Here is a 21,092-nt window from a genome sequence, read left to right as displayed (position 1 = left end):
GGTTCTGCTCGTGAAAAGACCATTCCACCGCGTGCTTGCCGGAGTCGCGATGGTCACCGGCGTCGCGCTGGCCCTGTCGTCCTGTGGGTTCGGTGCGAAAAGTGGTGCGGACTCGGCTACCACGATCAATTTCCTCGCTCCCGCCTACAGCGACGGCGCCACGGGCACCAAGGCGCTGTGGGACGGCATCATCGCCGAATTCCAGAAGCAGAACCCGGGCATCACCGTCAATCTGCAGATGGAATCGTGGAACTCGATCAACGACGTGGTGCGCACCAAGCTCCAGTCGCAGTCGACCACCCCGGACATCCTCAACATCGACGCCTACGCCAGCTTCGCGGGCGACGGCCTGCTCTACCCGGCGACCGACATCGTCTCCGCGCCGGTGCTGGCCGACATCCAGCCCGCTTTCGCGCAGAACGCGGCGCTGAACGGCACGCAATACGCGCTGCCGCTGTTCGCCTCCACCCGAACCCTGTTCTACAACACCGAACTGTTCGAGAAAGCGGGCATCGTCCGGCCGCCGAAGACCTGGGCCGAGCTCACCGACGCGGCGAAGAAGATCCAGGCGCTCGGCGGCGGCGTCTCCGGGTACGGGCTCCCGCTGGGCAGCGAGGAGGCGCAGGGCGAAACCTCCATCTGGACCTTCGGCGCGGGTGGCTCGTGGGCCGACGGCGACCGGGTCACCGTGGACACCCCCGCGAACCTGGAAGGGGTGCGGGCCATGCGTGAGCTGATCGACGCCGGTGCGACGCAGCCGAATCCGGGCGCGACCGACCGCAAGGACGTGATCAACGCCTTCATCCAGGGCAAGATCGGCATGATCGAAGCCCTGCCGCCCACCATCGGTCAGATCGCCGCGAAGAATCCGGGTCTGCGGTACGCGACCGCGCCTTCGCCGACCAAGACCGGGAACCCGGTCACGCTCGGGGTGGCCGATCATCTGATGGCGTTCAAGAAGGACGGCGCCAAGGCCGAGTCGATCAAGAAGTTCCTCGACTACTTCTATTCGGCGGCGGTATACGCGGACTTCGTCAAGCACGAGGGCTTCATCCCGATCACCCACAGTGCCGCCACCGCCCTCGCCGAGGACCCGGTGACGAAGGCGTTCGCCGCCACGCTTCCGGTCGCGAGGTTCTATCCGAGCAACAATCCGAAATGGGCCGTGGCGCAAGGGGTGATCCGCCAGCAGATGGGCACCATCGCACAGGGCGCCGACCCCGCTCAGGTGTTGCAACGGATCCAGGAAGCAACGAAATAGCGTGCGGCGCAGAGGAGTACTGGCGGCACTGCCGTGGATCGGGCCGTCACTGGTCCTGATCGCGGCCGTTGTCGCCTTCCCGGCCTGCTACATGCTGTGGACCAGCACCAGGGACCTCAGCGCCTACGGCCAGGACCGGGGTGCCGCCGGACTGGCCAATTACCGGGCGCTGTTCGACATCTCGGAACTCGGCTCGGTGCTGGTCCACACGGTGGTCTGGGTGGTCGGCGTCGTGCTGGTCACGCTGGCGTTGTCCGCGGCGCTGGCCCAATTCCTGAACAAGGAGTTCCCCGGCCGCGCCGTGGTACGGATGGCGATCCTGGTGCCGTGGGCGGCGTCGGTCGTGATGACGACCACGATCTTCTACTACATGCTCGATCCGGACGTGGGCATCGCCAATCGGTTCCTGGTGGACATCGGCCTGCTCGACCGCGGATATGGGTTCACCAAGCAGCCGACGCAGGCGTTCCTCGTGGCGATGGGCGTCGCGGTGTTCGTCTCGGTGCCGTTCACCACCTACACGATTCTGGCCGGACTGCAAGCCATTCCGGCGGAGATCGAGGAGGCGGGGCGGGTCGACGGCGCGAGCGCCTGGCAGCGCTACCGCCATCTCACATTGCCGCAGCTGCGTCCGGCGATCGCGGTGGCGACCATCATCAACATCATCAACGTGTTCAACTCGCTGCCGATCCTGCAAGTGATCACCGGAAGCATCGCAGGCTTCTCGGCGGACACCACGACGACGCTGACCTTCAAGCTGATCCGGCAGAACCAGCAGGTCGACACCGCCGCGGCGATGAGCGTGCTGAACTTCGCTCTGATCGTCGTCGTCATCGCGATCTACGTGAAGCTGGTTCGTCCGACCGCGGAGATCGACCGATGACGACGCGGGTGGAGGTACGCGAGCAGGCCACGCCGACCCCAGCCGCCCCGGCGGCGCCCGCGCGCCGCGCACGACGCCGCTGGGAGCTCACCGCCGTCGGCGTGGTGCTCGCCGCGGTGTTCCTGCTGCCGTTCGTCGTGATGGTGCTCGGTTCGCTGAAGAGCAGAGCCGAGATCCTGCGCATCCCGCCGACGTATCTGCCGCAGTCCTGGCATCCGGACAACTACGCGACGATGTGGGACACCCCCGAGACGCCGCTTCCGTTCAACCTGGCCAGCACGATCATCATCGCGGTCTGCGCCACCGTTTTGGTGCTGGCCGTGGCGATTCCGGCCGGATATTACACGGCGCGGCACCGTTTTCCGGGGCGCCTGGTGTTTCTCGGCGTGGTGCTGGTGACCCAGATGTTGCAGCCGACGGTGCTGGTCACCGGGTTGATCCGGGAGTTCTTCGCGCTCGGCATCAACGACACCTGGGTGGCGATGATCATGGTGAACGCCGCGTTCAACCTGTCGTTCGCGGTGTGGATCCTGCACAGTTTCTTCGCCGCGATCCCGGTGGAGATCGAGGAAGCCGCGATGCTCGACGGGCTCGGGCGCGGGCAGATCCTGGTCCGGGTGAGCCTGCCGCTGGTGTGGCCCGGCATCGTGACGGCGACGATCTTCGTCGTGGTGGCGTGCTGGAACGAGTTCGCCGCCAGCCTGGTCGTGCTCACCACGCCGGAGAACCAACCGCTGTCGGTGGCGCTGACCAAGTTCGTCGGCCAGTACGACACCGCGTGGCAATACGTGTTCGCGATCTCCACCGTCGGCATCGTCCCGGTGGTGCTGCTGTTCGCTCTCATCGAGAAGCGTCTGGTGGCGGGGTTGACCGCGGGAAGCGTGAAATAGCCTGCGAGAACTGGCGCACCGGGATGACGGAATCGCCGCGCCGCCACCGTTCGGCGCGCTGATGGAAGGTAGCCGCGCGGTAGCATCGAGAGGTGACACGGCGGGATCACGGACCCAAAGACGGTCGCAGCTACGGCGGGCTGTCCAAGGAACAGCGGGTTGCCCAGCGGCAGACCCGCCTGATCGATGCCGCTCTCGAACTATTCGGCACCCAGGGATACGCGGCCACCTCGATCGAGCGCCTCTGCGCCGTGGCGAACGTCTCCACGCGCAGCTTCTACGAGGACATGGGCAGCCGCGAAGCGCTGCTCATCGCCCTGGCGAATCGCATCACCTCCCGTGCGCTGGAACGCGCGCTGACCGCACTGGCGGCCACCGAGAACGAGCCCTTGCCCACCCGCGTGGTAGCGAGTTTCCGCGCTTATCTGAGCGTCACGTGCGCCGACGCCCGGTCCGCGCGGGTCTGTTATGTCGAGGTGGTCGGGGTGAGCACGGCGGTGGAGGAGTGGCGCAGGCAGCAGCGTGGCCTGCTGTCGGCGCTGCTGATCAGCGAGGCCGAACGCGCTGTCGGCCGTGGCGAGACCGGTCCGCGGCGTTTCGATCTCTTCGCGCTGGCCGTGATCGGCGCGGTCACCTCACTCGCCCAGGAATTGGTGCAGGGTACGGCGCCGGGTTCGGCGGTGAGTCTGGACGAGATCTGCGAAGAGATCGCCTACTTCGTGAATTCCGGCCTTTCCCAGGCGCGCGATCCGGGTGCGGAAGACGGGCGTCTTCCCGCTACCGCGGCGCTTCCGGCCCGGCCCACCGTCGAGGCCGATGTGTTCTGAGCGGGGCCGGTGTCGGCCGTGCGGATTTCCGCGGTCGGTGGGTGCGTGTGTTCATATTGTTCGCGTGTTCGCCGAAACAGCAGGTTGCCCGCGCGAGCGGGGCGGTGTGAGATGACCGGGCCGTCGGATCGTCCGCAACGGTGGAACCGGTTGCTGGAATTGCTCGCCGAATCCGGGCGGCTTTCGGTGGAGGAGGCCGCCGAGCGGCTCGGTGTGTCCGCCGCTACGGTGCGTCGCGATTTCACCGCGCTCGCCGAACAGCAACTGGCCACCAGGACGCACGGCGGTGTGGTGGCGACCTCGGTGGCCTACGACCTGCCCGCGCGTTACCGGCAGAGTGCGGGCGAGGCCAAGCAGCGCATCGCCGAACACGCCGCGTCGCTGGTCGATCCGTGCGCGGTGGTCGGGATGAACGGCGGCACCACCACCACGGCGGTGGCCAGGGCGCTGGCCGTGCGCACGGATCTCGGATCGGCCGGTGACGAGCAGCTCACTCTCGTCACCAACGCGCTGAACATCGCGGGGGAGATGGTGCTGCGGCCACACGTGCGCACGATCGTTCTCGGCGGCGTGGCCCGGCGCGAGTCCTATGAGCTGCACGGGCCGCTGGCCGAACGGGCGCTGGCCGAACTGCGGCTCGACGATCTCGTGCTCGGCGTGAACGCGATCTCCGTCGAGGGCGGCGCACAGTGCAGGCACATCGACGAGGCCGGGGTGACCACCGAGATGGTGCGGCGTTCCGGCCGGGTGCTGGTGGTGGCCACCGCGGACAAGCTCGAGCGCACCGCACTGGCCCGCATCTGCGGCATCGAGCAGGTGCAGGTGCTGGTCACCGATACCGGCGCGGATCCGGCCGCGGTGCAGGCGATCCGGGCGGCGGGCGTGCGGGTCGACGTGGTGTAGGCGCTCACGCCGTCTGCGCGATCCAGGTGTCCCAATAATCTTCGTACCACTGACGGAAGTTCTGGCCGTACGACATATTGCTGTGGCTTCCTCTCTCGAAGCGATAGTGATCAGCTATTCGTTGTACCGCCTCGTCGTGGGAGAACTCTCCACCGCGATATCTCTCATAAATCCTGCGGTATTTCCCCGAGACGCTGTGATTGATGTCCGGCCCGCCATTTTCGAGTATCTGGCGGCGGATGGCGAGCTGTGACATGACGGCATGGCCCTCGTTCCGCAGCGACCGGTCCACATGATCGGCCACCCATTGCTCCCGCGTTCGGCCCATCGGCGGCGAGGGGGCGTCGTTGTGCGGATTACCGGGGTGGGCATGGTCGATCTCATGTGCGAGCGCATCGGCGGAGGCTCTGGCGTTGCCTTCCATATTGCGATCGAGAACAACAGCCTTCTCGTCGTAGTCGGCGTAGGTTCCGTCCCCTCTCTTCCCGTAGCGAATGGTCCATCCGAACTGCTGTACGTCCTGGATCTGACGAATGAAGTCCTCGGACAACCCGGCGATTTCGTCGACTTCCCCGCCCAGCCCGGTCTCTACGGACGTCGGGTAGCCGAGCCGCTGTAGGCGTTTCTGGTATTCCGGGATTTCCAGGGTTTCCCCTCGGATGGCATCCCGTCCGGCGAGATCGGCATCAATTGTCTTGGCGACGGTCAGGTTGACTTCTCCGCTGAGATTATGGACATTGTGCGATGCGGCATTCGCGTATCTCGATAGATCGCGGCGTAGGCCGGTCGTCAGGTTCAGGAATAGTTCGCGGAGACGTCTCATTCCGGGCTACCGCTGCCGAGGCCGCGAACTCGCCCACGGTTCTCGTGTACGGATATGTCTCTGAGGAGTTGCGAGCGGGCATGGAATCTGATGCGCAGCTTTCTCGCCCCATGCTCAGAGGTGAACGAAACCGCTCCTTCGGGCGGAATCCTCGGGTCGACCCGTGTGTTTTCCACCGGGAGTTCGAAGATCCCGGCCATATCCGCGCGGGTGATGCGGACGTCCATCGCGACGTGCATGATCACCAGGGCATGTGAACCGACTGCCCCCGTGCGCGGGCCGCGGAACACGATTGACGAGAACGGCCCGCCGTCCGGGTATGCCACGAATTCGCGTGCATGCGGATTCGCGCAGGGTACTGCACTGAACTCCGTCGCGCACGCCGAGGAGACATAGTGTGGTGTGAAGCATTCCGGGACTGCCAGTACATGATTGGCAATCAGTCGGATCTCGCGGATGTATGGCGACGTCATGCTGGCTGTTCCTCCGCGGGCCGAAGTGCTCAGGCCCGCGGATCGTGACGCTCACATGCCGGAAAATCGTTCCTACCAGCGGTGGTGCGGCGCGGTCATCGGGATGTCGAGCAACTCGGGCTCTGTGCGGTTTTGGGCTTCTTCGCAAAGTGTGGCAAACATGTGGCACCGTAGATATTCCCATCATTGGGAATGTCATGAAGGTCGGAGCATGCTGGTAGCGAACGAATTACTGATAGATGGACCGGGTGTCGGCCGGTCACCGATCGGCGGTGCTGAACCGATTCAGCGGCGCATCGGCGCCGGTGGGTCGGCGCATGGCTCGCGCCCAAACGAGGAATCCCCAGGCTACGAATCCCGCGTAGACCAGATACAGCGTCGCCGACGGATAGTAGCCCGCTCGGATCAGTAGCGGGATCCCGACCAGGTCGACCGCGATCCAGATCAACCAGAACTCGGCCAGCCCCCTGGCCATGCCGTAGGTGGCCAGCGCCGAGCCGGTGAAGATCCACGCCTCGGCCCACGGACCGTAGGAACCTAGCCATTCGAAGAGCTGGGCGAAAACGGCCGTGCCCGCGAGCATCGCCACCACCAGGACGACGCGCTCGCGCGTGCTCGCCCAGCGCGGGTCGACGCCGCGGTGCTCGAGCGCGGTCCCGCGTGCCGCGTGCCGGTACCAGCTCCACCAGCCGTACACGCTGACCGCGATGAACATCAGCTGGCGTCCGGCCTGTCCGGCCATGTTCAGCTGCTGCGGAGTGTGGAACACCCCACCGACGAATACGGTGAACAGCAGGGCGTTCCCGGCGATGCCGACGGGCCAGGCCCAGACCCGCCGCCGCATGCCGCCGATCGCGGAAGCCAAGCCGAAGCCGTTGCCGATCACTTCGCGCCAGAGGATCTCCGAGCCCGCGATGTGCAGCTTGGCGTCGAGCAGCGTGAGGATCGGGTTCACCTGTCGTGTAACCCGCGGCGGGGCGTATCTCATCCGTTCGGATCGCCGCGATCGGAAATGCGCGGTGCGGACCGTAACGATTGTGCAATCTGGCGACGCCATTCGCAATGTCCGTGCAACGGGGTGCTCCTATGGTGGCCGTCATGAGCACGGAGAGCGATACCGCCGGGGGGACCGGAATTCATCTCAGCGGACTGACCAAGACCTTCCGGGTCGGGCGGAAAACCGTGCAGGCGCTGGCGAGCGTCGATCTGCACACCGAGCAGGGCGCGTTCCTGTCGCTGCTCGGTCCGTCCGGCTGCGGCAAGTCGACGGTGCTGCGCATTCTCGCGGGCCTGGAGACGCCGACGGCGGGCAAGGCGCTGATCGACGGCGCGACGCCCGCCGAACTGCGCGGCAAGCACGCGTTCGGCATCGCGTTCCAGGATTCGGCGCTGCTGCCGTGGCGATCGGTGGCGTCGAATATCGCGCTGCCGCTCCAGGTCGCGGGCATCACGCCGGAGCCGGGGCAGATCGATGACCTGATCCGCCTGGTCGGGCTGGACGGCTTCGAGAAGGCCAAGCCCGCGCAGCTCTCCGGCGGCATGCGCCAGCGCGTCTCCATCGCGCGCGCACTGGTGGTGAAGCCCACCGTGCTGCTGCTGGACGAACCGTTCGGAGCGCTGGACGACATGACCAGGCAGCGGCTCAATCTGGAGTTGCTGCGGATCTGGACCGAGAAGCCCGCGACGACGTTGATGGTGACCCACGGCATCGCGGAGGCGGTGTTCCTGTCCGACGTGGTGGCCGTGATGAGCCCGCGGCCGGGGCGGGTGCTGGAACTGGTCGAGATCGATCTGCCGCGTCCACGGCTGCCCGAGATGATGCGGACACCGGAATTCCACAAGCTGCACGACTATCTGTCCGAGCTGCTGTTCGGGACCGCGGGAAAAGGAGGCGTCGCATGAACGAGCACCCACCGGAACGCTGTCTGCGGCACCGTAAGCCGGGCTGGCAGCGGGCGAGCGTGCGCACTCGGCCGCTGCGGCGGCAGCCGTGCGTCCGGCGGACAGGGGATACGGCGTGAAGCGCTTCGGCGGCGTGCTCGGCGTGCTGGGGCTGGTCGCGGTGTGGTGGGCGCTCGCGGCGTTCGAGGTAGCGGGCGGCACCATACCGAGTCCCTGGCAGGTGCTGCACACCATGTACTCCGACGGATGGGGCCTGTACGGCCCTAATTTCCGGATCACCGCGCTCGGCGCGCTGCAGGGATTCGTCTGGGGCAACGGCCTGGCCATCGCCCTGGCCGTCCTGATCGTGCTGGTCCCGCCGATCGAGTCGCTGGCGACCCAGTTGGCGATCCTGAGCTATTGCACTCCGCTGCTCGCGCTGGGCCCGATCATCCTTGTGGTGTTCGGCGGACGCACCCCGACAGTCTTCCTGGCCGCGATGTACTGCTTCTTCACCACTATGGTCGGCACCGTCGCCGGGTTGCGCTCGGCCGACCGGACCAGCCTGGAACTGGTGCGCGCCTACGGCGGCGGACGCTGGCAGCAGTTGTACCGGGTGCAGGCGATCTCGGCGCTGCCGAGCACGTTCGCGGCGTTGAAGATCGCCGCGCCGTCGGCCGTGCTCGGCGCGATCATCGGCGAGTACCTCGGTGGCGTGGACAGCGGCATCGGGGTGGCGCTGACCGCCGCCCAGACCTCCTACAACGTGCCACGCACCTGGGGCATGGCGCTGGCCGCCGCCGCGCTGGCCGGACTCGGCTACGCGCTGGTTGCGCTGGCCGCCCGCCTGGCCGCGCCCTGGACCGTCCGGGAGGCGCGATGAAGATCTCCACGCGCGTTGCGCTGCACCAGGTCACAGGGGAGGCCCGATGAATCTGCTGCGACGGATCGGGATCTTCCTTTTCCCGCTGTGCACATCGCTGGTGCTGATGCTGGTGATCTGGTACGTCTTCCTGAAAGCGTTTCCGCAGGTCGGCCCGCGGGTGGGCAAGACGCCCGGCGATATCTGGACCTACTTGGTGACGGCGCCCAACGCCGCGACCGCGCGGCAGGCGATCCTGGACGACCTGCAGATCACGCTGCGTGACGCGGCGCTCGGGTTCGGCGCGGGCATGCTCGCCGCATTGGTGGTCGCCGCGCTGTTCGTGTCGTTCGCCGCGATCGAGCAGACCTTCCTGCCGGTGGCGATGCTGCTGCGCTCGGTACCGCTGGTGGCGCTCACGCCGATCATCGTGCTGGTGTTCGGCCGCGGCCAGGCCGGGGTCGCGGTGCTCGCCGCGATCGTGGTGTTCTTTCCCGCGCTGGTCATGATCATGGCGGGATTGCGCAACGCGCCGCGGCAGGCGCTGGAACTGGTGGCCGCGTACGGTGGATCGCGCTGGACCGGGCTGCGCATGGTGGCCGTGCCCGCGGCGCTGCCCTCGGTGTTCGCCGCCGCGCGGATCTCGGTGCCGGGTGCGCTGATCGGCGCGTTGCTCGGTGAGTGGCTCGGCAGCGGCACCGGCCTGGGCGCCGGCTTGATCCGGGCGATCCCCACGTTCCAGTACAGCAAGTTGTGGGCATCGATCGTCATCGTCACGCTGGTCTCGGTGGCGCTCTACGCGATCGTCGGTGTCGTGGAGAACCTGGTGCTGGCCCGGTTCGGACCGGAAGCGGGACGACTCTGACCGAACCGAATTCCTCGCTCGGAACGCCAAAGTAAAGAAAATGAAACGCGCTGCGCTTAGATTCGGCCCATGACACCCGCGCACCGCTCCACGTTCGGGCACCTGAACCGACGCTCCTTCCTCCGTTACTCCGCATTCGCCGGCGCCGCGCTCGGCGGTGCGGGCGCACTGGCCGCCTGCGGAGGGAGCTCCGGTGATTCGCCGGGCGGCACCACCGCGGACGGATCGAAATACGGCGGCGTCGCGGTGCAGCTTTCCTGGCTGAAGAACATCGAATTCGCGGGCGAATACTTCGCCGACTCGAAAGGCTATTTCAAGGAGGCGGGTTTCGGCTCGGTCGACTTGATCGCGGGCGGCGCGGCCAGCACGTCGGTAGAGGCCGGATTGGATACCGGCAAGGTGTGGCTGGGCCTGTCCGCGCCGCAGACCACCGCACCCGCGATCCTGGAGGGCCTGCCCGCCAAGATCGTCGCCACCACGTATCAGAAGAACCCGTTCGCGATCGTGTCCTCCGCGGCGAAACCGATCAAGACGCCCGAGGACATGAAGGGCCGCAAGATCGGTGTGCAGGACACCAACCAGTTGATCTTCAACGCGCTGCTCACCGCCAACGGGTTGAAGCCGGGCGATGTCACCGTCGTGCCCGCCCAATTCGACCCGACCCCGCTGGCCAACGGGGAGGTCGACGGATGGGTCAGCTACGTGACGAACGAACCGATCACGCTGGCGGCCAAGGGCTTCCAGAACACACACTTCTTGTTCGCCGACTTCGACCTGCCGCTGGTCGCCGAGACGCTCACGGTCGCGCAGTCCACCATCGACAAAGAGCGCGATAAGTTGAAGGCGTTTCTGGCCGCCGAGATCAAGGGCTGGAAGGACGCGGTGGCCGATCCGGCCGAAGCGGCCCGGCTCGCGGTCGAGGTGTACGGCAAGGATCAGAAGCTCGATCTCGCCGAGCAGACGAAAGAGGCTGTCGCGCAGAACGATCTAGTGATTTCGGCGGATACCGCCACGGGCGGACTGCTCTCGATGACCGACGCCCTGATCGAACAGAACATCGCCGCGTTGCGTGCCGCGAAAATAGACATCAAGGCCGCGCAACTGTTCGACCTGTCCGTATTGCGCGAGGTGTATGCCGAGCACCCCGGCCTGAAATGATCAGAGACCCACAGCGGTTTTCGGCGTGATCGGGATTTCGCCGCTGTACGGATCGACCGCTCGCACCGGCTGCGCGGCGCGGGCGGCCAGCAGTTCGGCCGCGATCGCGACGGCCATCTCGGGCGCGGTGCGCGCGCCGATGTCGAATCCCGCGGGCGAGTGCAGCCGCGACAGCGTCTCCTCCCCGAAACCGCCTGCGCGCAGGTCCTCCATGCGCCGGATGTGCACCTGGCGTGACCCCATGGCGCCGAGATAGCCGACCTCGGGTAGTCGCAGCGCCACGGTGAGTAGTGGAATTTCGAAGGTGGGATCGTGCGACAGCACGACTATGGCCGTGCTGCTGTCGATTTCACCTGCCGAGGAGAGGATGTTGAGGTAGCGGTGCGGCCAGTCGACCACGACCTCGGCGCCGGGAAACGATTCCGGCGTAGCGAAATTGGGGCGAGAGTCGCAGATGGTCACTCGGTAACCGAGCAACCTTGCCTGCACGGTGAGTGCGGCGGCGAAGGAATTGGCGCCGAAGATGATCAGGCGCGGCGGCGGAGCGAACGAGGCGACGAAGACATCGGAATCGGGTAGCGCGACCAATTCGGTGGCGTGCCGCTTGTCGGTGATCAGGTGCTGGCCGATCAGGTCGGCATCGGAGTTCCACACCACCGTGAAGACGGTGACCCTGCGGTGCGCCGCGATCTCGGCGGCGACCTCCGGGAACTCCGGGAAGTGTCTTCGAGAGAACGGTTCGGTGAAGACGTCCATCATCCCCTCGCCGTGCGCGCCCCCGTCCACGCCGCCGGCCACGCCGAAACGGTGCATCGCGCGGCGGCCGGTCCGCGCGGCCTGGAGCACGGACTCGTAGGCGATGTCCTCCAGCCCGCCCGCGGCGACCGATCCGTAGACGCCCCCGTCCGGGTCGACCAGCATCGCCGAGCCCACCGGTAAGGGCGCGGCGCCCACGGTGCGCACGATGGTGCCGAGTCCGCCGGTCCGGCCCGAGTACCACACCCGCAACAGGTCGTCGACGATGTCGCGCATCAGCTAGCTCCGATCACCGTGCGGTCGTGGCCGGGAAGTCACGATCGACGCCCGTCGCCAAATCGTCGCACGTGACGCACACCATATCGTTTCTGCCGGTCAAATAGGTGCGGGCGCCGGAATCTCCTGCAGCCGACCCACAAACCGCATTCCAGTGCTTGTGGGCTATAACAACAGGGTGTCCAGGTATGTCGTGGAACACAGCGCGTGCCAGACCGCTGGGTGCCGCGAGCGCGGCGGCGAGCACCCGGGCGACCGCGTCGGCGCCGACATCGGGGGTGTCCACCGGCATGATCGCGGCGTAGCGCGCGGGGGTGCCGGCCGCGGCGATCAGGCCCGCCCGTAGCGATGCGCTCAGTCCGGTCGCCCAGTCCGCCGCCCAGACGTGCCGTACGCCCGGCGGCAGGTCGATGATCCCCGGCGTCGGGCCGGTCGCGCCGAGGACCACGATGACCGGGTCGCAACCTCCGCCGCGCAGCGCGGCGACCGTGGACCGCAGCCAGGCGCCGTCCTCGGCGAGCACTTTGGGTTTTCCGTAGCGGGTTCCGGCGCCCGCGGCGAGCACGACGCCCGCGCAGGGTGCGACGGCGGGGCGATCAGGGTCGGCCATGCCTCAAAGGTAATACCGGCCGGTCTGCGCCGCATGATGGGAAACCGGTGCTCAGGCGTGGTTCCGGAGCGACACGCCGAAGGCGATCCCTCCGCTTCCGGTGGCGGCTCGTCCGGTCGTATTCGATGCTGGTCCGATGACGGATCAGCGACGCGGTATCGCGGCGTTCGACACGCTGTCCGCCGACGCGGCCTACCGGGCGGCGCTCGGCTGCTGCTCGTCGCCGGAGTTCGCGCGGTCGCTGGTCGCGGGCCGTCCGTACCGGAGCGTCGAGGCGCTGCTCGAGGCGGCGGACGGAGCGTTGGCACGGCTGCCGGAGTCCGAGCTCGACTCGGCCCTGGCAGGTCACCCCAGGATCGGCGAACGACCGCATTCCGCCGCTTCGGCGCGGGAGCAGGCCGGAGTGGCGGGTGCGGCCGACGCGGTACGCGCGGCGCTCGCCGAGGGCAACCGCGCTTATGAGGAACGGTTCGGGCACATCTACCTGGTGTGTGCGAGCGGAAAGTCGGGTGAGGAGCTGCTCGCGCTGCTCACTGCCCGGTTACGCAATGATCCCGAGACCGAAAGGCAGGTCGTGCGAACAGAATTGGGCAAGATCAATCGGATCCGGCTGCGTGCGCTGCTGGCGGAGCTGTCATGAGCACGCTGAGCACGCATGTGCTGGACGCGGTGCGCGGCGTGCCCGCCGCAGGCGTCACGGTGACGTTGTACCAGCAGGAGCGGCAGCTCGATTCGGGCGAAACGGGCGCGGACGGGCGAATCCGGGCATTGGGCGAAGCGCTCGAAGCCGGAACCTATCGGCTGGTCTTCGACACCGGCGCCTACTTCGCGGGTCAGGGGGTGGAGACCTTCTATCCCGAGGTGAGCATCGCGTTCGCCGTGACGGAGGAACGGCGCTATCACGTCCCATTGCTGTTGTCGCCCTTCGCTTTTTCCACCTATCGAGGGAGCTGAGCATGGAACTGACCGGGCCCATCGTGCTGACCGACCACCGATACGGCAAGGCGGAGAACCGGGTCGTCCGGATCCACCGGCAGAGCGCACGGCACGAGATTCGCGACGTGAACGTGTCCACGGTGCTGCGCGGCGATTTCGCCGACGCGTACGTCGCGGGCGACCAGGCGAAGGTCCTGCCCACCGACTCACAGAAGCAGACGGCCTATGCCTTCGCGAAGCGGCCCGGGCTGCGGGCCATCGAGGACTACGCGCTCGCGCTGGCCGATCATTTCGTCGCCGAGATCGAACCGGTGCGCAGCGCGCGTATCGAGGTCGACGAATACGCCTGGCAGCGCGTGACGGTCGGCGGTGTGGAACATGATCACACCTGGGTGCGGCAGGGACCGGAAGTGCGCACCGCGGCGGTCACCGTGGCGGGGAAGGGCGCCGAGCGGCGGGCCTGGGTCGTCGGCGGGGTGAAGGACCTGACCATCCTCAAGTCGACCGGCTCGGAGTTCGCCGACTTTCTGAACGACGAGTTCACCGTGCTCGCGCCGACCCGTGATCGAATGCTGGCCACGTCACTGATCGCCGAATGGCGTTTCGCGAGCAGCGCGGGCATCGACTGGGACGAGGTCTACACCGGCGTGCGGGCGCGGCTGGTCGAGACCTTCGCGACGCTGCATTCGAAGGCGTTGCAGCAGACGCTGTTCGAGATGGGCAAGGCCGCGCTGACCGCGTACCCGGTGCTGGCCGAGATCCGGCTCGCGGCGCCGAACAAGCATCACTTCGACTACGACCTCGGACGCTTCGGCATCGAGAACCACGGGGAGGTCTACCACGCCGACGACCGCCCCTACGGGCTGATCCACGCCACCGTTGCGCGGGCCGACGCGCCGGAAGCGGGTCCCGCGTGGAGCAGGTGACCGTCATCGCGGACTGCGCCGTCGCGACCGTCGACGCCCAGGGGACCGAGTACGCCCGCGGGTACGTCGTCGTGCGGGGCAACCGGATCGACGCGGTCGGCGCGGGGGATCCGCCGGACCTCGGCGCGGACGCGCGGCGCGTCGACGGGCGCGGCTGCCTGCTGACGCCCGGGTTGGTGAACACCCACCAGCACCTCTACCAATGGATCACCCGCGGCCTGGCCACCGACCACACGCTGTTCGAATGGCTCACCACGCTCTATCCGGTCTGGGCGGGCATCGACGAGGACGGGGTGCGCGTGGCCGCCACCGGTGCGCTCGCCACTCTCGCGCGCACCGGGTGCACCACCACCACCGATCACCACTACGTGTTCCCGCGCGACGGCGGTGACCCGCTCGCCGCCGAGATCACCGCGGCGGCGCGGGTGGGCCTGCGGTTCCATCCCTGTCGCGGCTCGATGGATCTGGGCGCGAGCGCGGGCGGCCTGCCGCCCGATCACCTGGTGGAACGCCTGGACGACATCCTCGCCGCGAGCGCGGAGGCCGTCGCGCGGTGGCACGACCCGTCGCCCGACGCCATGCTGCGGATCGCGCTCGCGCCGTGTTCGCCCTTCTCGGTCACCCCCGACCTGCTGCGCGAGTCGGCGGCGCTGGCCCGCGAGCTCGGGGTCCGGCTGCACACCCACCTCGCCGAGACCGTCGACGAGCAGGACTATTGCCTGGCGACTTTCGGCTGTACGCCCGCGCGGTACCTGCAGCGGCTGGACTGGTTCGGTCCGGACGTCTGGTACGCGCACGCCGTCCACCTGGACGACGACGCGCTCGCCGCCCTCGCGGAGACCGGTACCGGCGTGGCGCACTGCCCCACGTCGAACGCGCGGCTCGGCGCGGGCATCGCCCGCGTCGCCGACCTGGTCCGCGCGGGCGTTGCGGTGGGGCTCGGCGTGGACGGCGCGGCGAGCAACGAGGCCGGTTCGATGATCGAGGAGCCGCGCCACGCCTTGCTGTGGGCGCGCAATCGGGGCGGCCCGCACGCGATGACCGTGCGCACCGCGCTGGAACTGGCCACCATGGGCGGCGCGCGGGTGCTCGGCCGCGCCGCCGACATCGGTTCGATCGAGGTCGGCAAGCTGGCGGACCTGGCGCTGTGGCGGCTGGACACCGCCGCGCACGCCGGGATCGCGGATCCGGTGACCGCACTGGTGCTCGGCTCGCCTCCACCGCTGGCGGCGCTGCTGGTGAACGGGCGCGAGGTGGTGCGCGACGGCGAGGTGCGGACGGTCGACACCGACGTGGTCGCCGCCGAGGTGGCACGGGCGCAGGCGAAGCTGCTCGCGAAGGCGGGGTGAGCGACTCGCGCGGAGCAGCCGTCGGCGGCCCTGCCGGAGCGCGGGATCGGCCTACCGGCAGCCGGTGCTGTCGGCGGACGGCCTGTGCCGGTCGAGGCGGGGACGCGGGCCGGGGGAGTTGGCCCACCTGCCCGACTGTGCCGGCGAGCAGCATCGGGAACCGGGCGGCGCTGTCGGTGTGGCCGGGCCGGGAGTTGGTGCCGCGGCGCGCGGCACTCTCGCCCAGCCGCGTGGTTGGGCGTGGCGGGAATGCCGGGTGCGGTGGCGATATCGTCGCCCAGCCGTTCGTCGAGGAGAATCGTCACGCTGATCTGGGCGGGGTGTCGTGCCTGGTCAGGCCGGACGAGCAATACTGAAGCAGTGTCGGCTCGGACGGCCGGTAGGCGGGCGCGAGCCGTGGTGTCGCGGACGGCACGCCCGCGTAAGCGCGCGGCCGGGGCGGTTCCCGGGCGCGGGCGCCCGTCGCGCGGCGAGGTAACGGCCGCGCAATCTGACGTGCGTCGCGCGCAATACGGCGGCAACCGACTGGCTCTACGGTGACGGAGAGGCAGGAACGAGGTGAGACGTGGACCTGGACACGATTCGCGAGGTGGTGGTCGCTCGCGAGCGCGAAGACCTGGCCGTGCTCGGTGCGTCCACCGCGGTGCTCGCCGGAGGAACCTTCCTGTTCTCCGAGCCGCAGGATCAGCTGCTGCGCCTGGTCGACATCACCGGCCTGGGGTGGCCCGCGTTCGAGATCGTGGACGGCGGACTGGACATCGCCGCGACTTGCACCCTGGCCGAGTTCGCCGGAGCCGCGCCGGGCCGTGAGTTGGGGACGGGGGTGTTGCGCGACCCGTGGCCGGGGACCGCGCTGTTCGCCCGGTCCTGCCGGGCGCTGCTGGCCTCGCACAAGATCTGGCGCACCGCGACCGTCGGGGGCAACGTCTGCCTGGCGTTGCCCGCGGGTGCGGTGCTCGGCGCGCTGGTGGCGCTCGACGGAACGGCGCTGGTGTGGGCCGCGGACGGCGCCGATCGGGAGATTCCGATGCGGGAGTTCGTCCTCGGTCCGGGTCGTACGGCGCTGCGCCCCGGCGACGTGCTGCGCTCGATTCGCCTGCCGCGCTCGAGTCTGTTGGCCCGCACCAGCTTTCGAAAGATCGCGCTCGCCCCGCTCGGCCGCTCCGGCGCCGTCGTGATGGGGCGGAGGGAAGGCAGTGGCCGTAGCGCGGTCACGATCACGGCCGCCACGAGCAGGCCCGTCGTGCTGGACTTCGCCGCCCCGCCCTCCGAGGGCGAGATGCGCGATGCCATGCACACGATCGACTCGGCGTTGTGGTTCGACGATCCGCACGGGTCGCCGGAGTGGCGCAGGCATGTCTCGGGAGTGCTCGCCGACGAGGTCGCCGCGGAACTGCGGGGAAGCTGATGCGATTCGAAGTGGACGGCAGGACCGTCGACATCGCGGCGCGGCCGGGTCAGTGCCTGCGGACGGCGCTGCGCGACAGCGGCAACCTGGCGGTGAAGAAGGGCTGTGACACGGGCGATTGCGGGGCCTGCTCGGTGCTGGTCGACGGAATGACGGTGCACTCCTGCGTCTTTCCCGCGTTTCGCGCCGCCGGACGCGCTGTCACCACCGCCGCCGGACTCGGAACGCCCGAGCATCCGCACCCGGTGCAGCGCCGGTTCGTCGCCGACGCCGCGTTCCAGTGCGGGTTCTGCACCGCGGGCATGGTGGTCACGGCCGCGGGGCTCGGGTGTGCCGCCGACGAGCAGGCCGGCGTGTCGGGCGACGAACTCGCCGAGCTGATGAAGGGCAACCTCTGCCGCTGCACGGGTTACCGCGCCATCCGCGCCGCGCTGGGCGAGCAGCTCACTCCGGACGATCCTGCCGCCGTGGCACCGGATCCGGCCGCGCCGATCGTGGGAGCGGGCGCCCCGGCCGGGCCGCGCATCGTCTCCGGACGCGAACCGTACACCTTCGACTTGCCGCGCTCGGGCGACGCCGACACCGCGCCACCGTCCGCGCCGCTGCACATCGCGGTGCTGCGAAGCCCGCACCCGCATGCGCGAATCCGCTCGATCGGCACCACCGCCGCCGAGGCACTACCCGGCGTGCACGCGGTGCTCACCCATGCCGACGCGCCGGACGTGCCGTTCTCCACCGCGCGGCACGAGCTGCGCACCGACGACCCCGACGACACCTACGTGCTCGACCGCACGGTTCGCTTCGTGGGGCAGCGGGTGGCCGCGGTGGTGGCCGACAGCGTCGCGATCGCCCGCGAGGGATGCCGTCTGCTGGAGGTCGACTACGAGGTCCTGCCCGCGGTGTTCGAACCGCAGGACGCGCTGCGCCCCGACGCGCCGAAACTGCACGGCGACAAGCCCCCCTCGGCCCGGATCGTCGATCCCGGCCGCAACCTGGTCGCCGAACTGCACGGCGAGGTGGGTGACGTCGCCGCGGGTCTGGCTGCCGCGGCGCATGTCGTACGCGGCGTCTGGGATTCGCCGCGGGGTCAGCATGTGCACTTGGAGACACACGGCGGCGTCGGCTGGCTGGACGACGCCGGACGCCTGGTCATCCGGTGCAGCACCCAGGTCCCGTTCCTGGTCCGCGACGAATTGTGCCGCCTGTTCGGCCGGTCGTCCGCGCAGGTGCGGGTATTCGCGGCCAGGGTCGGCGGCGGGTTCGGCGCGAAACAGGAGATGCTGGCGGAGGACCTGATCGCGCTGGCCGTGCTGCGCACCGGCAGACCGGTGCAATACGAGTTCACGCGCTCCGACGAATTCACCGCCGCGACCTGCCGCCATCCCATGCGGGTCGCGGTGACGGCGGGGGCCGACGCGCGCGGTGTGCTGACCGCCTTGGCGGTCGACGTGCTCGCCGACACCGGCGCGTACGGCAATCACAGCGGCGGGGTGATGTATCACGGCGTCGGTGAGTCGGTGGAGCTGTACCGCTGTGCCAACAAGCGGGTCGACGCGCAGGCGGTGTACACCAACAACGTTCCCTCCGGCGCGTTCCGCGGATACGGCCTCGGGCAGGTGATCTTCGCGGTGGAGTCGGCTCTCGACGAACTCGCGCACGCGCTCGGCATGGACCCGTTCGAACTGCGCCGCAGCAACGCGGTAGTGCCGGGCGACCGGTTCGTCGGCGCCGCGGTGAACGAGAGCGACCTCATGTTCGGCAGCTACGGCCTGGACCAATGCCTCGACCTCGCCGAACGAGCGCTGCTGCGCGGCAACGACGTGCACGCGCCCGGCCCGGAGTGGCGGGTGGGCACGGGCATGGCCGCCGCGATGATCGCGACCGTCCCGCCGCGCGGTCACCGGTCGACCGCGACGGCCGCGCTGCTGCCCGACGGCCGCTACGAGATCCGGGTCGGCACGGCGGAATTCGGCAACGGAACGACGACGGTGCAGGCGCAGCTCGCCGCTACCGCGCTGGACACCGAGGTGGACCGCATCGTGGTCCGGCACGGCGACACCGACTTGGTGGACCACGACACCGGCGCGTTCGGCTCCACCGGCATCGTGGTCGCGGGCAAGGCCGTGTACGCGGCGGCGTGCGCGTTGCGCGGGCGCCTGCTGGCGAGGGCGGCGGAACTGACCGGCGTCGCGGAGCGGGACTGCGCGCTGAACTCCGGCGGCGTGCACTGCGGCGACCGGCTGCTCACCGCCGCCGAACTGCTGACCGGAGGCGACCTCACCGCGCGCGCCGAGCACGACGGCAGTCCCAGGTCGGTGAGCTTCAACGTGCACGCTTTCCGCGTCGCCGTGCACCCGGACACCGGGGCGGTGCGCATCCTCCAATCGATCCAGGCCGCCGACGCGGGGACGGTGCTCAACCCGGTGCAGTGCCGCGGGCAGATCGAGGGCGGCGCGGCTCAGGCCATCGGCACGGCGCTGTACGAGGACATGCGCAGCGCGCACGGTGTGGTGGGTGCGCAGACCCTGCGGCACTACCACATACCGCAATTCGCCGACGTGCCGCGCACGGAGGTCTACTTCGCCGAGACGTCCGACGCGCTCGGTCCGTTGGGGGCCAAGTCGATGAGCGAATCGCCGTACAACCCGGTCGCGCCCGCGCTGGCCAACGCGATCCGCGACGCGGTCGGCGTGCGGCTGTACGGGCTGCCGATGACCGCGGACCGGGTCTGGGCCGCCCTGCGGGAGAAGGGATCACGATGACGAAGGTGCCGGAGAACGTCCGCGCCCGGATCGAGGCGATGCTCGACGCGGTCGACACCGAGCTGCGCCGCCGATACCCCGGCTCGAACGGTCGCTCGCAACCGATCCACACCGTGTACGTCCCGGCCGACCGGGTCACCGAGGAGACTCCCGGGGAATGGGGCGCGACCGCGGTCGAACTACTCGACCGCCACCACGATCTGCTGACCACTCTCGACGGCACCGATTCGCTTCCCGACGTGCGCAAACGGCTGGAAGCCGACCCGGTCCAGGATCTGCGCATCGACTTCGAGGACGGCTACGGCCTGCGCGCCGACGCCGAGGAGGACCGCGCGGCTACGGCGGCCGGCGCGGTGCTGGCTGCCTGGGCACGACGCCCCGGAGGCCCGGCGAGCAGCGGCATCCGGATGAAGGGTTTGGGCGGCGGCGAGCGTCGCCGCGCGCTGCGCACGCTCGGCCTCGTGTTGGAGGGCGCGGGCGGCGTGCCCGACGGGTTCGTCTTCACGGTGCCGAAGATCCGTGCGGCGCAGCAGGTTCCCGCCCTGGTGCAGCTGTGCGTAGGGCTGGAACGCGGGTACGGCATCGCCGAGGGCAGCCTGTGCTTCGAACTACAGATCGAGAGCCCGCAGGCGATCCTGGCCGCGGATGGCACCGCGCCGGTGGCCGCCATGCTCACCCTCTCCGAAGGACGATGCAGCGCATTGCATTTCGGTACGTACGACTACACCGCCGCCTGTGGGGTCGCCGCACCGGATCAGGCGCTCGACCATCCGGCCGCCGATTACGCCAAGGCGGTCATGCAAGTCGCGGCCGCGCAGACCGGGGTGTGGGTATGCGATGGTTCCACCCAGATCGTGCCCGACGCCGACCCGGAGGCCGCGCTGCGCAACCACCACCGATTGGTTGCCCGGGCGTTGCGGCGCGGGTACTACCAGGGCTGGGACATGCATCCGGGTCACTTGGTCACCCGCTGGCTCGCCACCTACGACTTCTTCCGCCGGGCGATCGACGTCGCGGTGCCGCGCCTGCGGGACTACCTCGCTCGACGCGGCGGCGACATCGTCGACGAGCCCGCCACCGCGGAAGCGCTGGCCGCCACGGTGCTGCGTGGCATCGATTGCGGTGCCCGCCCGGACGCGGGGACTCCGGAACTCACCGAGACGGTTCTGCGAGCCCTGGCGGCACGCGCGCCGATACCGGAGGCACCGTGATCGGCCATCCGAACGGGACGATCCCGCACGAC

General features: G+C 69.0%; 21 protein-coding genes. 16 read left to right on the top strand and 5 right to left on the bottom strand.

Going from position 1 to position 21,092, the window contains the following annotated elements; all coding sequences use genetic code 11:
* Positions 1-10 precede the first annotated feature (10 nt).
* From ACFV2O_RS26465 to ACFV2O_RS26445, 5 genes are all read left to right on the top strand, one after another.
* Positions 11-1,261, top strand: a complete 1,251-nt coding sequence (locus ACFV2O_RS26465; RefSeq protein ID WP_379254071.1) for an extracellular solute-binding protein — start codon at positions 11-13, stop codon at positions 1,259-1,261.
* Between the two features lies 1 nt (position 1,262).
* The gene (locus tag ACFV2O_RS26460) at positions 1,263-2,144 is read left to right on the top strand and encodes a sugar ABC transporter permease (protein WP_355071789.1); all 882 of its coding nucleotides are present in this window, start codon (positions 1,263-1,265) and stop codon (positions 2,142-2,144) included.
* Positions 2,141-3,034 (top strand): carbohydrate ABC transporter permease, encoded by an 894-nt coding sequence (locus ACFV2O_RS26455; RefSeq protein ID WP_379254070.1) that lies wholly within the window; start codon positions 2,141-2,143, stop codon positions 3,032-3,034. The genes ACFV2O_RS26460 and ACFV2O_RS26455 overlap by 4 nt, the downstream gene beginning before the upstream one ends.
* 92 nt (positions 3,035-3,126) lie before the next feature.
* On the top strand, positions 3,127-3,861 hold the full coding sequence (locus ACFV2O_RS26450) for a TetR/AcrR family transcriptional regulator (RefSeq protein ID WP_379254069.1): 735 nt from the start codon (positions 3,127-3,129) through the stop codon (positions 3,859-3,861).
* A 111-nt stretch (positions 3,862-3,972) separates the two neighbouring features.
* A complete protein-coding gene (locus ACFV2O_RS26445) occupies positions 3,973-4,764 on the top strand; it encodes a DeoR/GlpR family DNA-binding transcription regulator (RefSeq protein ID WP_379254068.1) in 792 nt (263 codons plus the stop codon).
* Between the two features lie 4 nt (positions 4,765-4,768).
* Here the strand turns inward: ACFV2O_RS26445 and ACFV2O_RS26440 are convergent, their stop codons facing one another.
* The 3 genes from ACFV2O_RS26440 to pnuC form a co-directional block, all read right to left on the bottom strand.
* Positions 4,769-5,587, bottom strand: a complete 819-nt coding sequence (locus ACFV2O_RS26440; RefSeq protein ID WP_379254067.1) for a hypothetical protein — start codon at positions 5,585-5,587, stop codon at positions 4,769-4,771.
* Positions 5,584-6,060 (bottom strand): hypothetical protein, encoded by a 477-nt coding sequence (locus tag ACFV2O_RS26435; protein WP_379254066.1) that lies wholly within the window; start codon positions 6,058-6,060, stop codon positions 5,584-5,586. Before ACFV2O_RS26435 ends, ACFV2O_RS26440 begins: the two co-directional genes overlap by 4 nt.
* Before the next feature lie 259 nt (positions 6,061-6,319).
* A complete protein-coding gene (pnuC, locus tag ACFV2O_RS26430) occupies positions 6,320-7,048 on the bottom strand; it encodes a nicotinamide riboside transporter PnuC (protein WP_379254065.1) in 729 nt (242 codons plus the stop codon).
* A 110-nt stretch (positions 7,049-7,158) separates the two neighbouring features.
* On the opposite strand from pnuC, the gene ACFV2O_RS26425 reads away from it, so the two are divergent.
* The 4 genes from ACFV2O_RS26425 to ACFV2O_RS26410 all read left to right on the top strand — a co-directional run bounded on the left by ACFV2O_RS26425 (position 7,159) and on the right by ACFV2O_RS26410 (position 10,826).
* A complete protein-coding gene (locus tag ACFV2O_RS26425) occupies positions 7,159-7,962 on the top strand; it encodes an ABC transporter ATP-binding protein (RefSeq protein WP_379254064.1) in 804 nt (267 codons plus the stop codon).
* A gap of 115 nt (positions 7,963-8,077) precedes the next feature.
* A complete protein-coding gene (locus tag ACFV2O_RS26420; protein ID WP_355071804.1) occupies positions 8,078-8,824 on the top strand; it encodes an ABC transporter permease subunit in 747 nt (248 codons plus the stop codon).
* Between the two features lie 46 nt (positions 8,825-8,870).
* Positions 8,871-9,668 carry an ABC transporter permease subunit gene (locus ACFV2O_RS26415; RefSeq protein ID WP_355071806.1) on the top strand — a complete coding sequence of 266 codons (798 nt, stop codon included), beginning with the start codon at positions 8,871-8,873 and terminating at the stop codon, positions 9,666-9,668.
* A 69-nt stretch (positions 9,669-9,737) separates the two neighbouring features.
* Positions 9,738-10,826 carry an ABC transporter substrate-binding protein gene (locus ACFV2O_RS26410; RefSeq protein ID WP_379254063.1) on the top strand — a complete coding sequence of 363 codons (1,089 nt, stop codon included), beginning with the start codon at positions 9,738-9,740 and terminating at the stop codon, positions 10,824-10,826.
* Here the strand turns inward: ACFV2O_RS26410 and ACFV2O_RS26405 are convergent, their stop codons facing one another.
* Together ACFV2O_RS26405 and ACFV2O_RS26400 are read right to left on the bottom strand one after the other, a co-directional pair.
* A complete protein-coding gene (locus ACFV2O_RS26405; protein ID WP_355071809.1) occupies positions 10,827-11,858 on the bottom strand; it encodes an XdhC family protein in 1,032 nt (343 codons plus the stop codon).
* Between the two features lie 13 nt (positions 11,859-11,871).
* Positions 11,872-12,468 (bottom strand): NTP transferase domain-containing protein, encoded by a 597-nt coding sequence (locus tag ACFV2O_RS26400; protein WP_379254062.1) that lies wholly within the window; start codon positions 12,466-12,468, stop codon positions 11,872-11,874.
* 136 nt (positions 12,469-12,604) lie between these two features.
* Here ACFV2O_RS26400 and uraD point away from each other — a divergent pair, with 136 nt between their 5' ends.
* From uraD to ACFV2O_RS26365, 7 genes are all read left to right on the top strand, one after another.
* A complete protein-coding gene (uraD, locus tag ACFV2O_RS26395; protein ID WP_379254061.1) occupies positions 12,605-13,108 on the top strand; it encodes a 2-oxo-4-hydroxy-4-carboxy-5-ureidoimidazoline decarboxylase in 504 nt (167 codons plus the stop codon).
* On the top strand, positions 13,105-13,422 hold the full coding sequence (uraH, locus tag ACFV2O_RS26390) for a hydroxyisourate hydrolase (RefSeq protein WP_355071813.1): 318 nt from the start codon (positions 13,105-13,107) through the stop codon (positions 13,420-13,422). The genes uraD and uraH overlap by 4 nt, the downstream gene beginning before the upstream one ends.
* Positions 13,423-13,424: 2 nt before the next feature.
* Entirely contained in the window at positions 13,425-14,330 is a 906-nt protein-coding gene (gene pucL / locus ACFV2O_RS26385; protein ID WP_379254060.1) for a factor-independent urate hydroxylase, read from the top strand.
* Positions 14,318-15,679, top strand: coding sequence for an 8-oxoguanine deaminase (locus ACFV2O_RS26380; RefSeq protein WP_379254059.1), 1,362 nt, complete (start codon positions 14,318-14,320; stop codon positions 15,677-15,679). The genes pucL and ACFV2O_RS26380 overlap by 13 nt, the downstream gene beginning before the upstream one ends.
* Before the next feature lie 565 nt (positions 15,680-16,244).
* Positions 16,245-17,087, top strand: a complete 843-nt coding sequence (locus ACFV2O_RS26375) for an FAD binding domain-containing protein (protein WP_364424414.1) — start codon at positions 16,245-16,247, stop codon at positions 17,085-17,087.
* The gene (locus ACFV2O_RS26370) at positions 17,087-19,849 is read left to right on the top strand and encodes a molybdopterin-dependent oxidoreductase (RefSeq protein WP_379254058.1); all 2,763 of its coding nucleotides are present in this window, start codon (positions 17,087-17,089) and stop codon (positions 19,847-19,849) included. Before ACFV2O_RS26375 ends, ACFV2O_RS26370 begins: the two co-directional genes overlap by 1 nt.
* Positions 19,846-21,060, top strand: a complete 1,215-nt coding sequence (locus ACFV2O_RS26365; RefSeq protein WP_379254057.1) for a DUF6986 family protein — start codon at positions 19,846-19,848, stop codon at positions 21,058-21,060. Before ACFV2O_RS26370 ends, ACFV2O_RS26365 begins: the two co-directional genes overlap by 4 nt.
* Positions 21,061-21,092 lie beyond the last annotated feature (32 nt).

It is taken from the genome of Nocardia sp. NPDC059691 (assembly GCF_042733915.1).
Lineage (GTDB): Bacteria > Actinomycetota > Actinomycetes > Mycobacteriales > Mycobacteriaceae > Nocardia > Nocardia sichangensis.
Note: the sequence above shows the minus strand (reverse complement) of the source record. Positions and strands in the feature narration are given on the sequence as shown.

Coding starts and splice junctions, on each gene's coding strand:
- ACFV2O_RS26455 (WP_379254070.1), top strand. CDS start 2,141: ATGACGACGCGGGTGGAGGTACGCGAGCAGGCCACGCCGACCCCAGCC.
- ACFV2O_RS26445 (WP_379254068.1), top strand. CDS start 3,973: ATGACCGGGCCGTCGGATCGTCCGCAACGGTGGAACCGGTTGCTGGAA.
- ACFV2O_RS26440 (WP_379254067.1), bottom strand. CDS start 5,587: ATGAGACGTCTCCGCGAACTATTCCTGAACCTGACGACCGGCCTACGC.
- ACFV2O_RS26435 (WP_379254066.1), bottom strand. CDS start 6,060: ATGACGTCGCCATACATCCGCGAGATCCGACTGATTGCCAATCATGTA.
- pnuC (WP_379254065.1), bottom strand. CDS start 7,048: ATGAGATACGCCCCGCCGCGGGTTACACGACAGGTGAACCCGATCCTC.
- ACFV2O_RS26425 (WP_379254064.1), top strand. CDS start 7,159: ATGAGCACGGAGAGCGATACCGCCGGGGGGACCGGAATTCATCTCAGC.
- ACFV2O_RS26415 (WP_355071806.1), top strand. CDS start 8,871: ATGAATCTGCTGCGACGGATCGGGATCTTCCTTTTCCCGCTGTGCACA.
- ACFV2O_RS26410 (WP_379254063.1), top strand. CDS start 9,738: ATGACACCCGCGCACCGCTCCACGTTCGGGCACCTGAACCGACGCTCC.
- ACFV2O_RS26405 (WP_355071809.1), bottom strand. CDS start 11,858: ATGCGCGACATCGTCGACGACCTGTTGCGGGTGTGGTACTCGGGCCGG.
- ACFV2O_RS26400 (WP_379254062.1), bottom strand. CDS start 12,468: ATGGCCGACCCTGATCGCCCCGCCGTCGCACCCTGCGCGGGCGTCGTG.
- uraD (WP_379254061.1), top strand. CDS start 12,605: ATGACGGATCAGCGACGCGGTATCGCGGCGTTCGACACGCTGTCCGCC.
- uraH (WP_355071813.1), top strand. CDS start 13,105: ATGAGCACGCTGAGCACGCATGTGCTGGACGCGGTGCGCGGCGTGCCC.
- pucL (WP_379254060.1), top strand. CDS start 13,425: ATGGAACTGACCGGGCCCATCGTGCTGACCGACCACCGATACGGCAAG.
- ACFV2O_RS26370 (WP_379254058.1), top strand. CDS start 17,087: ATGCGATTCGAAGTGGACGGCAGGACCGTCGACATCGCGGCGCGGCCG.
- ACFV2O_RS26365 (WP_379254057.1), top strand. CDS start 19,846: ATGACGAAGGTGCCGGAGAACGTCCGCGCCCGGATCGAGGCGATGCTC.